This is a genomic window from Conexibacter sp. CPCC 205762 (assembly GCF_030646155.1).
Classification (GTDB): Bacteria; Actinomycetota; Thermoleophilia; order Solirubrobacterales; family Solirubrobacteraceae; genus Conexibacter.
On the sequence record NZ_JAUTDN010000001.1, the window covers coordinates 372,174 to 385,969 of the forward strand.

At 72.6% G+C, this 13,796-nt stretch carries 16 protein-coding genes; 9 read left to right on the top strand and 7 right to left on the bottom strand.

The features are described from left to right. Window positions 1-73: 73 nt before the first annotated feature. The 3 genes from Q7L73_RS01725 to Q7L73_RS01735 form a co-directional block, all read right to left on the bottom strand. Window positions 74-1,225: a hypothetical protein gene (locus Q7L73_RS01725; RefSeq protein WP_304688652.1), complete on the bottom strand. Its 1,152-nt coding sequence runs from the start codon at window positions 1,223-1,225 to the stop codon at window positions 74-76. Window positions 1,226-1,338: 113 nt separating this feature from the next. Continuing rightward, window positions 1,339-2,025, bottom strand: a complete 687-nt coding sequence (locus Q7L73_RS01730) for a TetR/AcrR family transcriptional regulator (RefSeq protein WP_304688653.1) — start codon at window positions 2,023-2,025, stop codon at window positions 1,339-1,341. 101 nt (window positions 2,026-2,126) lie between these two features. Further along, window positions 2,127-2,762: a TetR/AcrR family transcriptional regulator gene (locus Q7L73_RS01735; protein ID WP_304688657.1), complete on the bottom strand. Its 636-nt coding sequence runs from the start codon at window positions 2,760-2,762 to the stop codon at window positions 2,127-2,129. Window positions 2,763-3,166: 404 nt separating this feature from the next. Between Q7L73_RS01735 and Q7L73_RS01740 the strand changes: the two genes are divergently transcribed. The 3 genes from Q7L73_RS01740 (at window position 3,167) to Q7L73_RS01750 (ending at window position 5,400) form a co-directional block, all read left to right on the top strand. Then, the gene (locus tag Q7L73_RS01740) at window positions 3,167-3,775 is read left to right on the top strand and encodes a helix-turn-helix domain-containing protein (protein ID WP_304688759.1); all 609 of its coding nucleotides are present in this window, start codon (window positions 3,167-3,169) and stop codon (window positions 3,773-3,775) included. Between the two features lie 141 nt (window positions 3,776-3,916). Further along, window positions 3,917-4,687: an ATP-binding protein gene (locus tag Q7L73_RS01745; RefSeq protein ID WP_304688659.1), complete on the top strand. Its 771-nt coding sequence runs from the start codon at window positions 3,917-3,919 to the stop codon at window positions 4,685-4,687. Then, complete coding sequence (locus Q7L73_RS01750) at window positions 4,615-5,400, top strand: TIGR00730 family Rossman fold protein (RefSeq protein WP_370552372.1); 786 nt, start codon at window positions 4,615-4,617, stop codon at window positions 5,398-5,400. The genes Q7L73_RS01745 and Q7L73_RS01750 overlap by 73 nt, the downstream gene beginning before the upstream one ends. Before the next feature lies 1 nt (window position 5,401). Here the strand turns inward: Q7L73_RS01750 and Q7L73_RS01755 are convergent, their stop codons facing one another. The 3 genes from Q7L73_RS01755 to Q7L73_RS01765 are packed head-to-tail and all read right to left on the bottom strand — an operon-like array spanning window position 5,402 to window position 8,514. Further along, window positions 5,402-6,037, bottom strand: coding sequence for a methyltransferase domain-containing protein (locus Q7L73_RS01755; protein WP_304688662.1), 636 nt, complete (start codon window positions 6,035-6,037; stop codon window positions 5,402-5,404). A gap of 49 nt (window positions 6,038-6,086) precedes the next feature. Next, complete coding sequence (locus Q7L73_RS01760; RefSeq protein WP_304688664.1) at window positions 6,087-7,136, bottom strand: MBL fold metallo-hydrolase; 1,050 nt, start codon at window positions 7,134-7,136, stop codon at window positions 6,087-6,089. Between the two features lie 7 nt (window positions 7,137-7,143). Then, the gene (locus tag Q7L73_RS01765; protein WP_304688666.1) at window positions 7,144-8,514 is read right to left on the bottom strand and encodes a phosphomannomutase/phosphoglucomutase; all 1,371 of its coding nucleotides are present in this window, start codon (window positions 8,512-8,514) and stop codon (window positions 7,144-7,146) included. 59 nt (window positions 8,515-8,573) lie between these two features. On the opposite strand from Q7L73_RS01765, the gene Q7L73_RS01770 reads away from it, so the two are divergent. Next, on the top strand, window positions 8,574-9,332 hold the full coding sequence (locus Q7L73_RS01770) for a sugar phosphate nucleotidyltransferase (protein ID WP_304688668.1): 759 nt from the start codon (window positions 8,574-8,576) through the stop codon (window positions 9,330-9,332). Next, entirely contained in the window at window positions 9,329-10,327 is a 999-nt protein-coding gene (locus tag Q7L73_RS01775) for an NAD(P)-dependent oxidoreductase (protein ID WP_304688670.1), read from the top strand. Before Q7L73_RS01770 ends, Q7L73_RS01775 begins: the two co-directional genes overlap by 4 nt. Window positions 10,328-10,349: 22 nt before the next feature. Here Q7L73_RS01775 and Q7L73_RS01780 read toward each other — a convergent pair whose 3' ends face one another. Further along, window positions 10,350-10,757, bottom strand: coding sequence for a plastocyanin/azurin family copper-binding protein (locus tag Q7L73_RS01780; protein ID WP_304688672.1), 408 nt, complete (start codon window positions 10,755-10,757; stop codon window positions 10,350-10,352). A gap of 40 nt (window positions 10,758-10,797) precedes the next feature. On the opposite strand from Q7L73_RS01780, the gene Q7L73_RS01785 reads away from it, so the two are divergent. The 4 genes from Q7L73_RS01785 to ruvB all read left to right on the top strand — a co-directional run bounded on the left by Q7L73_RS01785 (window position 10,798) and on the right by ruvB (window position 13,790). Continuing rightward, window positions 10,798-11,550, top strand: a complete 753-nt coding sequence (locus Q7L73_RS01785; RefSeq protein WP_304688674.1) for a YebC/PmpR family DNA-binding transcriptional regulator — start codon at window positions 10,798-10,800, stop codon at window positions 11,548-11,550. A 136-nt stretch (window positions 11,551-11,686) separates the two neighbouring features. Beyond that, window positions 11,687-12,181, top strand: coding sequence for a crossover junction endodeoxyribonuclease RuvC (ruvC, locus tag Q7L73_RS01790; RefSeq protein ID WP_304688676.1), 495 nt, complete (start codon window positions 11,687-11,689; stop codon window positions 12,179-12,181). Beyond that, complete coding sequence (gene ruvA, locus Q7L73_RS01795; RefSeq protein WP_304688678.1) at window positions 12,178-12,771, top strand: Holliday junction branch migration protein RuvA; 594 nt, start codon at window positions 12,178-12,180, stop codon at window positions 12,769-12,771. The genes ruvC and ruvA overlap by 4 nt, the downstream gene beginning before the upstream one ends. Then, on the top strand, window positions 12,768-13,790 hold the full coding sequence (ruvB, locus tag Q7L73_RS01800; protein ID WP_304688680.1) for a Holliday junction branch migration DNA helicase RuvB: 1,023 nt from the start codon (window positions 12,768-12,770) through the stop codon (window positions 13,788-13,790). Before ruvA ends, ruvB begins: the two co-directional genes overlap by 4 nt. Window positions 13,791-13,796: the final 6 nt, after the last annotated feature.

Consider the following 13,796-nt stretch of genomic DNA (forward strand, 5'->3'; position numbering starts at 1 on the left):
AAAGAAGGTTTACCCGATTGTCCTTGCACGTGCACGGACCTCACTGGCTTCAGACCGCTTCGAGACCGTCTGGTCAGAGAAAGTCGAGCGTGATCGGCGGCAGCGGCTCGCCCGTCTCCACGGCGACGCGGCACTGCTCGACGAGATCGCGCTCCAGCTCCAGGTCGCAGCTGCGGCGGTGGAAGCGCGGCAGCTCCTCCTCGGCGCGGTCGAGCAGCTGCTCGGCGCGGGCGCCGTCGCTGTTGAGCGCGCCCAGCAGGAAGGCGCGCAGCCGCAGCCACGGGTGCTCGACGAGCGCCAGGCGGCGGCGCACGTCGTCGATGCGGGCGGCGATCTCGACCGTCGCGTCGCCGCGCTCGCGGGCCAGCTCGGCAAGGCACAGCTGCGCGTGGATCCAGCCGACGACGTTGCCGTGGCGCAACGCCTCGGCGGAGGCGTCGGCGAGCGGCCGCTGGGCAGCGTCGAGCCGGCCGAGCCGCCGCAGCGACTCGCCGATCCCGAGGTTGCAGGCGATCATCCCGTCGGTGTTGCGGTGCACCGGCCGGCGCGCCATCGCGCGGAAGCGGGCGAGCGCCTGGTCGGAGCGGCCGAGCGCCAGCAGTGCGCGCGCGACGGCGCGGTCGGCGGTGACGGAGACCCACGGATGGCCGCCGGCCCTGCGCGCCGCGGCCGCGGCGGCGGAGGCGACCTCGTAGGCGCCGTCGACGTCGCCGGCGAGCCGCAGCGACTCCGACAGGATCACGCGCCCCCACAGCGGCAGCGCCGCGTCGGGGCGCTGGTCGGCGCTGCGGTTGGCCTCGTCAAGCTCCTCCAGCGCGCCGGCGTAGTCGCCGGCGCGGCGCAGCTGCTCGGCGCGCAGCCGGTGCAGGCCGCTGACCGAGAACCAGGCGCCGGCCCAGCCGTTGATGACGGCCGGCGAGAGCGGGGGAGGGACCAGCCGCTCGGGCTCGCGCTCCAGCTCGCCCAGCTCCTCCAGCAGCTGCTCGCAGAGCACGCCCGCGACCGACAGCGCGCCCATCCACGTCAGCGTCAGCGAGCGCTCGGCGCCCGCCTGCACGGCGAGGTGGAGCGCGCCGGCATCACGCGCCTCCTGCTCCAACCGCGCCCACGAGCTGCAGGCGTCGACCGCGCGACCCTGCGCGCGATCGCGCAACGCGCGCGAGAACGCGACCGCGGCCACGCTGCGGCCGCTCGCCCCTTCCGCCGTCACCGGTGCCATCGACATCAGCACTGCCCCCTGTGTCCTTCGCGCCCCGAACTGCCCCGTCTGCGCATCCTGACCGCAGACGCGACAGATGTCCAGTCGCGGCGAGGGCGGAGCCCTGCGGCGCCGGTGGCTCAGGCGCTCCTGCGGCGCCCGGAGGAGGCCGCTGAGGCGACGTTCGCCCCGGCCAGCTCGCGCGCCTGCTGCGGACCGAGGAACGGCGCCAGCGCGACGTACATCAGCTGCGGCAGCAGCTCGGGCAGGTCGGCGGTGCGCGCCTGCAGCACGCGCGCGTAGACGATCTCGTAGACGGCGCCGACGATCGCCTCCGGCATCAGCTCCGGGACGTCGCCGCCGGCCGCCTCGTAGCCGGGCGAGAGGAACTGCATGAACTCGCGCAGCGCGGCGTCGCGGCGCTGCAGCGCGCGCGGGCCGGCGGCGAGCACCTCGACGAAGCCGAGTCTCGCCTCGTGCGGGCTCGCGGCGAGCGCGCCGAGGCCGGCCTCCAGCAGCGCGCGCAGCCGCTCGGGCCAGCTCTCGCCGCCGTTCTCGTAGGCGTCACGCGCGCCGTCGACGGCGCGATCGAGCAGCTGGTCGAAGGTCGCGAGGAAGATGTCCTCGCGGTCCTGGAAGAACTCGTAGAAGGTCTTGCGCGAGACGCCGGCTCTGGCGATCACGGCGCTCACGGTCATGCCCGCGTAGCCCTCGGCGCCGGCTATGACGACGGCGGCACCGAGCAGACGCGAGCGCTGCGAGTTGACGACGAACTCGCGCGAGAGGCCGTGTCGTCCGCTCGGGAGCTGGGCCGGTGTCCAATCCATGTGCTGTTCCTTCACTGACCCAGTAACCCCGTTGGGGCTGGAACTTAACACAAGCGTGACGCATTTCAGCGCCCCGCCGCCTCATCGTTGGCGCGACTCAATCAGACCGAACGTTGGGGCATTCCAAGCAGCATGAAGGTGTAATGGAGCAGCTCGGCGGACAGCTCGGGGAGTCGCTCCGCCTCGCCCCGCACGATGCGCGAGTAGAGCAGCTCGTAGATGCCGCCGACGATCGCCTGGGCGACGACGTCAGGGTGGGGGGAGAGCTGGTCGTCGAAGCGCGCACGACCCTCCTGTATGAAGGCCGCGAAGCGCTGCATCGTGTCGTCGCGGCGCGCGAGCCCGCGCGGCCCGGCACCGAGCACCTCCACGACCGCGAGCCGCGCGAAGGCCGGTTCGGCGGCGAGCGCGGTCAGCAGCGCGTCGAGCCCGTCGGCGATCCCGTCGCTCCAGTCGGGAGCGGCGTTGAAGGCGCCGCGGACGCGCGCGTGGCAGGCCTCCGCGATCGCGTCGTACGCCGCGATGAAGCAGTCCTCCTTGTCGGCGAATCTCTCGTAGAAGGTGCGCCGGGAGATCCTCGCCACCTGCAGCACGTCGGCGACCGACGTGGCGGCGTAGCCCTGTTCGGCGACCGTGCGCGCCATCCCGTCGAGCAGCCGCTCGCGCTGGGTTGCGGGCGCGAACAGTCGCGAGCGCGCGTTGGCGCCGTCTTCCCCGGTGTCGACCGCCCCATCCATGATCCCGTGGCGCCTGCTACGAGTACAGGCGCGTTTACAATAGCCAATTCTTGCGTGCCGGCGGCTCCAGCCCGCGCTTTGATTGAAGAGGATTTGTTGAGCGATCGCGCGGCGTTGGCGCCTCGACGCCCGCCGCAGCGGGCTCAACGACCGTCCAGCGCGCCGTCCAGGAGGGTGGACACCGCAATAAGAGTCATGTAAGTTTCCAGGCGACGCTGGAGTCGTCGTTTGGCCGCGTGCTTGGGGGTGCAAGCACTGCGCAGGCCGTCGAGACGGCGCGCTCGATCCGATCGACGGCGCCGGTGTCGCTGAGAGCTGACGAGAGGGGATCAGTCGTGCAGCCATGCGATCTGTCGGGCATCAGACGGCGACGCCAGTGGTCACCGGACGCGCGAGCGCTGGGGGTGATCGGCGATCGCTGGATGTTGTTGATCGTGCGCGAGCTCGCGTTCGGGCCGAAACGACTGTCGGAGTTGCAGCGGGCCTTCCCGGGCCTGTCGACCGGCGCGTTGGAGCAGCGCCTCAACCGGATGGCCGGCGAGGGCCTGATCACGCGCGAGCGCTTCGCCGAGGTGCCGCCGCGGGTCGAGTTCGACCTGACCGACGCCGGCCGCGACCTGCTCGCGATTCTCGGCCCGGTCGTGCGCTGGGCGATGCGCTGGGCATGGTCGGCGCCCAACGCCGACGAGTGGGTCGACGTGACCGCGCTGTTCCGGCTCGCCGGCTGCGTCGTCGAGCCGCCCAGCGGCGTCGACGCCGAGGTCGAGCTGATCGTCGAGGACGACCTAGAGGTCGCGCTCGACCTCTACACCGTCGCGCTCAGCGACGGCGAGGCGGCCGTCACGCACAGACCCGCGCTCCACGCCGACGCCGTCATCAAGGCGACGCCGCTCGCGTGGGCAGCCGCATTCGGACCTGAGCAGGCGCATGCCGGCCTGCGCATAAGCGGTGACTCCGAGCTGGCGAGCCTGTTTCTCGCCAGCTTCGGAACGCCGAGCCCGGAGCTGCGCTAGCGCTCCGAGCTATCGGGGGACAGGGGGGACAAGGGGGAGAGTGACGGCGCGGAGGTCCTTGGGGGGTCCTCCGCGCCGCGCTCCGCCGCCCGCGCCCCGGCCCTCGCCCGGAACGGGCGCGGCGTGTGATTCACTGAGCCCGTGGCCGCCGAACCCAGCACTCCGCTCCTGCCCTGCCCGTACGACGTCTGCGACGGCAGCGGGATGGTGCTCGACTGGGACAGAAACGAGAGCTATCGCTGCCGCTGCTGGCCCGAGCAGGTCCAGCGCCGCCGTTCGAAGCGGCTCTCGCGCGAGATCCCCAAGCGCTTCCGCAACATCGGCTTCGAGCGCGAGCCGGTGCCGTCGATAGCGCGCAGCGCGCCCGACGTCGTGCGCAACGTCCGCAGCTACTGCGACCGCATCGACGAGATGCTCGACAGAGGCGAGGGGATGTGGTTCCTCGGCAGCCCCGGCACCGGCAAGAGCCACCTCGCGTACCTGATCTCGCAGGCGGCGCTGGCGAGAAGCCGCTCGGTCGCGATCTACACCGGCCCGCGCCTGCTCGACGAGATCCGCCGCACCTACGGCGAGGACGAGTCGGGCGCGACGCTGGACCTGATCGACCGGCTGACGACCGTCGAGCTGCTGCACGTCGAGGACCTCGCGGTCGCCCGCCCGACCGACTGGGTGCTGGAGCAGCTCTACAACATCATCAACGGCCGCTACGAGAACGAGAAGTCGATCGTCTTCACCTGCGACCTGACCGGCGACGCCGAGGAGGGCAGCGACCAGCTGCCGAGCCCGAGCTGGCTGGCGAGACACATCACCGAGCGGAACTTCTCGCGCCTGACCGAGATGTGCGGCGACCCGCAGCTGCTGATGGGTGCCGACAACCGGCACTTCTACCGGCGCCACGAGTGGGAGTCGTGAAGAGCCGCCGCAGGCAGCGCGCGCACGACTGGACGCCCGACCAGGACCTGCTCGACCAGCAGCTGGAGATCGCGACCGACCCGTCGCGGGTCGAGCGGATGCGACGAGAGCTGGAGATGGGCTTCGCCGCGCTCTCCAGCGTCCGCGACGGCGTCGCCGTCTTCGGCTCGGCGCGCACGCCCGAGGACGATCCCGAGTACGAGCTGGCGCGCGCGCTCGGCCGCGGGCTCGGCGCCGCCGGCTTCAGCGTCATCACCGGCGGCGGGCCGGGCGCGATGGAGGCCGCCAACCGCGGTGCGCAGGAGGCGGGCGCGCTGTCGGTCGGGCTGGCGATCGACCTGCCGTTCGAGACCGATCGCAACGACCACCTCGACCTGCCGCTCAACTTCCACTACTTCTTTACGCGCAAGGTGATGTTCGTGCGCTACTCGCGTGCGTTCGTCGTGATGCCGGGCGGCTTCGGCACGCTCGACGAGCTGTTCGAGGCGCTGACGCTGATCCAGACGCGCAAGATCAGCAGCTTCCCGGTCGTGCTCGTCGGCCGCTGGTTCTGGAGCCCGCTGGTCGACTGGCTGCGCGACCGCGTCCTCGGCGGCGGCAAGATCTCAGCGACGGACCTCGACCGCTTCGCCGTCGTCGACGGCGCGGAGGAAGCGGTCGCGCTGGTCGCGCGCGAATGCGCCGCCGAGGACGCGCGCCGCGCCGCCGGCTGACTCAGCGCCGCGCTTCGACCGAGACGACGCCGTCGAGCAGTGCCGCGCGCAAGCCGCCGATGCCGAGGCCGGAGGCGCCGTCGGCGTGCAGCACCTCGAGCCCGAGCGCGCGCAGCCGCTCGACCAGCGTCCGCTGCGGGATCCGCACCCGCTGCGGCGGTGCGCCCGTGCCGCCGCGCAGCCGCTCGGTCAGCGCCGGCAGGCCGGCGGCCGGCTGCGCGATCGTCAGCAGGCCGGCGGGCTTCAGCAGCGCCGCGGCGTGCTCCAGCGCCGTCCCCGGCTCGGCCGTGCGCCCCAGCGACTGCCAGAAGACGATCGCCGCGTAGCGGCCGCCGAGCGCGGTCACGTCGAGGTCGCCGCGGACGTCGAGCACCGGGCCGGGCGGCGCCATCCGCTCGATCCGCTGCGCGATCCGGCGGTGGGCGCGGCGGCGCAGCGTCTCCGCGACGGCGCAGCGGCTGCGCGCCACCGCGATCTCCTCGGGCGGCAGCGTCAGCGTCGGCGCCGCGCCGGTGCGCGTGCCGCACGACGGGCAGCGGAAGCTCGCGCCGTAGGGCAGCCCGACACCCGCCAGGGGCCGCTCGCACCAGGCGCAGGTCAGCGTCTCTCGCATCGCGTCGGGGGAGTCCGCGATCACGTTCGTGACGCTACCGCTGCCGCTCGATCGGTGCGCCGGTTTGGGAGCTTCAGGCCGGCGACGCGGGCGCGACGAGCGCCTCGAAGCGCACGACGCCGTCCTGCTCCAGCTCGCGCACGCTGCCGTCGGCGCGCAGCAGGTCGGCGTGGCCGAGCACCTCCGACAGCGTCAGGAACGCCTGCGTGACGGCGACGTTGCCCCACATCCGCTGCGCGACCTCGTAGGCGGTCAGCGGCCGCTCCTGCAGCAGGCCGAGGATCTTGCGCGCCCGCCGCGCGGTCATCCCGGCACGCTCGTCGATCAGCGCGACGTGGTCGGTGACCGGCTCGCCGTGGCCCGACAGCACGATCCGCGCCGGCAGCTCGCGCGTCGCCGCCAGCGACGCCAGATAGGTCCGCAGCGCCTCCGGGCGCTCGCCCGGCGCCGGCTCCGGCTCGCCCGGCAGCGGCAGCGGCCGCGCGACCAGCGGGTTGGAGGAGATGTGCTTGATCAGATGGTCGCCGCCGATCAGCAGCTCGCGCTCGGCGTCCCAGAAGGTCGTGTCGGAGGGGCTGTGGCCGGGGCGGTGGAGGACCTGCAGCGAGCGGTCGCGCAGGCGCAGCGTCGAGCCGTCGGCGAGCGGCCGCGTCACGTCGGCGCCGCTGCCCCAGGCGCGGAAGGCGGTCGAGACCGCGCGCAGCGCCTGCGTCACGTCGGCGGGGATCCCGTGGCGCTGCATCAGCGCGACCGCGAACTCGTCGTCGCGCTCGGTGGCGCCGTGGTAGTCGCCGAGGTAGGGGGCGAGCCGGTCGAGCGCCGCGACCTCGGCGCCGGAGCGGCGCACGAGCACGTCGACGAGGCCGATGTGGTCGATGTGCTGGTGCGTCAGGACGATCAGTCTGAGGTCCTCGACGCGATGGCCGAGCCGTGCCAGCGCCTGCTCCAGCTCGTCGAGCGCCTTGCCCGAGTTGGGGCCGACGTCGACGAGCGTCAACGGCTCGTCCTCGATCAGGTAGAGGTTGACCCTGCCGACCAGGAACGGCGTCGGGATCGAGAGCGCGTGGATGCCGGCGCGCGCCGCCTCGGCGCGCGCCTGCTCCGTGCTCAGCGGCTCGGCCACGATGCGATCAACCGCGGATCAGGCCGAGCAGCTCGTCGCGGCGCCGCTCCATGTCGGCCTCCGAGACGAGCGATTCGAGGTTGAGCCGCAGCAGCGGCTCGGTGTTGGAGGCGCGGACGTTGAAGTGCCAGTCGTCGTAGTCGACCGACAGCCCGTCGAGACGCTGGATGCGGGCGTCGGAGTAGCGCCGCTCGATCGCTCTCATGATCGCGTCGGCGTCGTCGACGGTCGAGTTGATCTCGCCCGAGATGAAGTATCTGCTCTGCAGCGGCTCCAGCAGCTCCGACAGTCTTCTGCCGCTCTTGGACAGCAGCTCCAGCACCAGCAGCGCCGGGATCGTGCCCGAGTCGGCGCAGTAGAAGTCCTGGAAGTAGTAGTGGCCCGAGACCTCGCCGCCGAAGATCGCGGCCGTCTCCCGCATGCGCGTCTTGAAGAAGGCGTGGCCGACGCGGTTCATCAGCGCGGTGCCGTAGCCGTCGCGCACGACGTCGCGGACGGCGCGGCTGGCGCGCACGTCGTAGAGGACGGTCGCGCCCGGCGATCTCTTCAGCAGCGACTCGGCCAGCAGCGCGGTGAGGAAGTCGCCGTCGACGAAGCGGCCGGTGTCGTCGATGAAGAAGCAGCGGTCCGCGTCGCCGTCCCAGGCGATGCCGACGTCGGCTCTCTCGTCGATCACGCGTCTGATGATGAACTCGCGGTTCTCCGGCAGCAGCGGGTTCGGCTCGTGGTCGGGGAAGTTGCCGTCCGGTCTCCAGTAGGAGGTGACGAGGTCGAGCCCGAGCCGCTCCAACAAGGGGCCGACCATCGGGCCGGCCATGCCGTTGCCGCCGTCGACCACGACGCGCAGCGGCTTGATCGCCGCCGGGTCGATGAATCTGAGCGCCGCCTCCTGGAACTCCTCGTAGATGTGGACCGACTCGCAGTCACCGCCGCCGACGCGGTCGGGGATGCCGCCCTGCACGAGGCGGCGGATGTCCTGGATGCCCTCGTCGCCCGACAGCGCCAGCGCGCCCTTGCGCACGAGCTTCGCGCCCGTGTACGCCTTCGGGTTGTGCGAGGCGGTGCACATCAGGCCGCCGTCGAGATCACGCGAGCCGACGAGCCAGTAGAGCATCTCGGTGCCGACCTGACCCGCGTTGTAGACCATCACGCCCTCGTGCACGAGGCCGTCGCGGTAGCGAGCCGCCAGGTCCGGCGCGCTCAGGCGCATGTCGCGGCCGAGCGCGACCGACAGGTCGGTCACCTTCTTGCCGCTGAGGTCAGAGAGGACGTGGGCGAACGCCCGGCCGATCAGCTCCGCGACGTCGCCGTCGATGTCCTGCTCGAAGAGGCCGCGGATGTCGTACGCCTTGAAGATGTTCGAAGAGACTTCGCGCATGGTTAACGCTGGATCCTAAGGGGCGCGGACGCGGAGCGGCTTTGACATGATCCGCGCCGATGGAGCCGGCCGAGCTGAGCGTGGTGATCCTCTGCGGCGGGCGGGGCACGCGGCTGCAGGAGCACACGCAGTCGATTCCCAAGCCGCTGGTGGAGATCGGCGGGCGGCCGATCGTCTGGCACGTGATCGAGCAGTACCTCGCCTACGGCTTCCGCCGCTTCCTCCTCTGCACCGGCTACAAGGGCGAGCTGATCGAGCGCTTCGCCGCCGCCCAGCCATGGCCGCGCGGCGTCGAGGTGCGCTGTCTCGACACCGGCCTCGACACGCCGACCGGCGGCCGCGTCCGACAGGCGCTGCTGCATCCCGACGGCGTTCCCGCGGGGCAGCCGTTCTGCGCCACCTACGCCGACGGCGTCGCCGACGTCGACCTGCGCGAGCTGGTCGCCGAGCACGCCGCCAACGCGGCGGAGGGCGCGATCGCGACGATGACGGTCGTGCGGCCGCAGCTGCAGTTCGGCGTCACCGAGATCGACGCCGCCGGCCGCGTCACCGGCTTCCGCGAGAAGCCGCGCGCGCAGCAGTGGGTCAACGGCGGCTTCTTCTGCTTCGAGCCGCGCCTGCTGGAGCTGCTGGAGGAGGACAGCGTGCTGGAGCGCGAGCCGCTGGAGCGGCTGGCCGCCGCCGGCACGCTGCGGGCGCGCAGACACGAGGGCTTCTGGGACTGCATGGACACGTACAAGGACGCGATCCTGTTGAACGACCTGTGGGCGTCGGGCGAGGCGCCGTGGCACGCCGCTCGCGCGGGAGCGCGCGCATGAGCGGCTCGACCGTCTTCGTCACCGGCGCCTACGGCCTGCTCGGCGCCTGGCTGGTGAGAGCGCTGGTCGCGCGCGGCGACCGCGTCGTCGTGCTGCAGCGCGACCGCACGCCGCGCAGCGCGCTGCTGCTCGACGGCCCCGCCGCCGGCGCGCTCGACGTCGTCCACGGCGACCTGACCGATCCGGGCCTCGTCGCCCGCGCGCTCGGCGAGTACGAGGTCGACAGCGTCTTCCACCTCGCCGCGCAGACGATCGTCGGGACCGCCAACCGCTCGCCGCTGGCGACCTTCGAGACGAACGTGCGCGGCACCTGGCTGCTGCTGGAGGCCTGCCGCCTGCACGGCGCGCGGCGGGTCGTCGTAGCCGCCTCCGACAAGGCCTACGGCGCCAGCGCGACACTGCCCTACCGCGAGGACCATCCGCTCGAGCCGCGCTTCCCGTACGACGTCAGCAAGGCCGCGACCGACCTGATCTCGCGCTCCTACTGGCACACCTACGGCCTGCCGGTCGCGGTCACGCGCTTCGCCAACCTCTACGGCGGCGGCGACCTCAACCGCTCGCGGCTGGTGCCGGAGGCGATCGGCGCCGCGCTCGCCGGCCGTGCGCCGGTGATCCGCTCCGACGGCACGCCCGAGCGCGACTTCCTCTACGTCGAGGACGCGGTCGCCGCCTACCTGCAGCTGGCCGACGCGCTCGACGCCGACGGCGCGCTGCCGGCCGGCGCCGCGCCGCGCGCCCGCGGCGAGGCGTTCAACGCCGGCGGCGGGGCGCCGCACGCGGTCCGCGACGTCGTCGCGCGGATCTGCCGGATCGCCGGCACCGACGTCGAGCCGGAGATCCGCGGCGCCGGCACGCCGGCCGGCGAGATCGACCGTCAGTACGTCGACCCGGCGAAGCTGCGCGCGCTGACCGGCTGGGCGCCGGCGGTCGGGCTCGACGAGGGGCTCGAACGCACGGTCGCCTGGTACCGGGCGCATCCGCAGGCGCTCGCCTGAGGACGAGCGCCGCGTGGCGCGGCTACTCGACGGTGATGTTGCCTTCCATCCCCGGGTGGATCGTGCAGACGTAGTGGATCAGGCCGCTTCTCGTCGGCGTGAAGGAGAAGCTGTCGCCCTTCGGGAACAGTCTCGACTCGATTCTCTCGCCCTCGGTCGAGACGACGTCGTGCAGCACGTCGTCCTCGTTGACCCAGGTGATTCTCGTCCCCGGTCTGACGGTGATCGTCTGCGGGCTGTAGGCGATCGCCTGCATCTTGACCTCGACGTCGCCGCCGGCGGCGGCGGCCGCGTCGGTGGAGGTCGTCGCGGGCGCGGTCGCGGCGCCCGTGCTGGCGCTGGAGCCGGAGCCTGAGTCGTCGCCGCCGCAGCCGGCCAGCGCGAGCGCACCGGCGGCGAGGACGAGCAGAAGGGGGAGAGAACGCTGCATGGGAACCACTTTCGTCGGACGGCCACATAGAATGACGGTCATGGCCGGACATTCGAAGTGGGCTGGAATCAAGCACAAGAAGGCGATCGTCGACGCGAGACGCGGCGCGGCCTTCACGAAGCTCGCGCGCGCGATCACCGTCGCGGCGCGTGAGGGCGGCGGCGATCCGGAGCTGAACGCCACGCTCGCCAACGCCGTCCAGAAGGCGAAGGACGCCTCGATGCCGAAGGACAACATCGAGCGCGCGATCGCGAAGGGCACCGGCGAGGGCGCCGACGCCGACGCGATCGAGTCGATCCTCTACGAGGGCTACGGCCCCGGCGGCGTCGCGCTGCTGATCGAGGCGCTGAGCGACAACCGCAACCGCACCGGCGCGGACGTCCGCCACATGCTCTCCAAGCACGGCGGCTCGCTCGGCGAGCCCGGCTCGGTCGCCTACCTGTTCGACAGACAGGGCGTGATCGTCGTCGACGCCGACAGATACTCCGAGGACGACCTGATGGTCGCGATCGACGCCGGCGCGCTCGACATCGTGCAGGACGAGGACGAGGTCTTCGAGATCCTGACCGAGCCGTCCGACCTCGCCGGCGTGCGCAGAGCGCTGGAGGCGGCCGAGGTCGAGATCCAGAACGCCGAGGTGACGCAGCGCCCGAAGACGCGCGTCGAGCTCGACGAGGCCGGCGCGACGAAGCTGATGAGACTGCTGGACGCGCTCGACGACAACGACGACGTCAACGAGGTCCACGCGAACTTCGACGTCGACGCAGAAGTGCTCGAGCGCATCGCGGGGTGACCGACGCCGTCATCGTCGTGCCTGGCAAGGACGCAGGGAGCGTGGTGGGCGCCAGCCCACGAGCGACCGAGGACACCGCCAGGCGCGGCGAGGACAGGTCGGCAGGCGTCCGGCCGGTCGCGCAGAATACGAACAGATGATCGTCTTGGGCATCGATCCCGGCACCGCCAACACCGGCTTCGGCGTCGTCGCGAGCCGGCGCGGGCGCACCGTCGCGCTCGACGGCGGCGTGATCGAGACCGCCGCCGGCCTGCCGCTGGAGCGGCGGCTGACCGCCATCCACGCCCGCGTCGGCGAGCTGATCGCCGAGCACGCGCCGGTCGCGGTCGCGATCGAGGACCTCTACTTCGGCGCCAACGCGAGGTCGGCGATGCAGGTCGGCCAGGCGCGCGGGGTCGTGCTGCTGGCCGCCGGCCAGGCCGGGCTGCCGTGCAGCTCCTACACGCCGCAACAGATCAAGAACGCCGTCTGCGGCTCCGGCCGGGCCGACAAGCTGCAGGTCCAGCAGATGGTCCAGCGGCTGCTGTCGCTGACCGAGCTGCCGCGGCCCGACCACGCCGCCGACGCGCTCGCGGTCGCGATCTGCCACGCCAACCGCGCGCCGCTGGCCGCCGCGATGGTGACGGCGTGATCGCGCTCGTGCGCGGCGAGGTCGCCGGGCGCAGGCCTGCCCCGCCGGCGGGGGGCGAGGTCGTGATCGACGCCGGCGGCGTCGGCTATCGGCTGGCGGTCTCCGGCGAGACGCTCAAGCAGGTGCCGGCCGTCGGCAAGCAGGTGATGCTGCACAGCCACATGGTCGTCCGCGAGGACGCGATGCAGCTGTACGGCTTCGCGACCGAGGAGGAGCGCGACCTCTTCCTGATGCTGCTCGGCGTGCAGTCGGTCGGCCCCAGAATCGCGCTCGCGGTGCTGTCGGGCGGCTCCCCGCGCGAGCTGCTGTCGGCGCTCGCGGCCGGCGACGTCAGACGCTTCCAGGCGGTTCCCGGGATCGGCAGACGCACGGCCGAGCGGATCATCGTCGAGCTGCGCTCGAAGGCCGGCGCCTCGGTCCCCGACGACGCGCTCTCGGCGAACCCCTCCGACGACCCGCGCACGTTCGCGCGCGACGGCCTGCTCGGGCTCGGCTTCTCGCTCGAGGAGGCCGACAGGCTGCTCGCCAGAGCGCCCGGCACGACCGCTGAAGAGCTGATCGCGCACGCGCTGCGGACGGCCCGCAGATGACGAGCGGGCGGATCCAGACGCCGGGCGCGCTGCCGGAGGAGGACGACGCCGCCGAGCGCTCGCTGCGGCCGAAGCGGCTCGGCGACTTCGTCGGCCAGGAGACGGTGCGCGAGCAGCTGCACGTCTCGATCGAGGCGGCCGCCGCGCGCGGCGACGCGCTCGACCACGTGCTGCTCGCCGGCCCGCCCGGGCTCGGCAAGACGTCGCTGGCGCAGATCGTCGCCGAGGAGCTGAACGTCCCGTTCATCCAGACGGCCGGCCCGGCGCTGGAGCGCAAGGGCGACGTGGCGGCGTTCCTGACGGCGCTGGAGCCGCGCGCGGTCTTCTTCGTCGACGAGATCCACCGCCTGCCGCGAGCGCTGGAGGAGACCTTCTACCCGGCGATGGAGGACGGCCAGCTGCCGATCACCGTCGGCCAGGGGGCGGGGGCGCGCGTCGTGACGCTCGACCTGCCGCCGTTCACGCTGATCGGCGCGACGACGCGCGCCGGCCTGCTGACGACGCCGCTGCGCGACCGCTTCGGCATCCAGCACCGGCTGGAGCACTACGGGCCCGACGACCTCGGCCGGATCGTGACGCGCTCGGCGTCGCTGCTGGGAATCGAGATCGAGCAGCCCGGCGCACGCGCGATCGCCGCCCGCAGCCGCGGCACGCCGCGCGTCGCCAACCGCCTGCTCAAGCGCGTGCGCGACTACGCCGAGGTGCGCGGCGACGGCGTCGTGACCGAGGCGATCGCCGCCCACGCGCTCGACCTGCTGCAGGTCGACCACGAGGGCCTCGACCGGCTCGACCGCGAGCTGCTGCGCGCGATCTGCGAGATGTTCGGCGGCGGACCGGTCGGCCTCTCGACGCTCGCCGTCGCGGTCGGCGAGGAGCAGGACACGGTCGAGGACGTCTACGAGCCGTACCTGCTCCAACGGGGTCTGATCGAGCGCACGCCGCGCGGCCGCGTCGCGACCCGGCGAGCATGGGCGCATCTCGGCATCGAGCCGCCCGCGGAAGGCGTCAAGCTGTTCTGACACGCA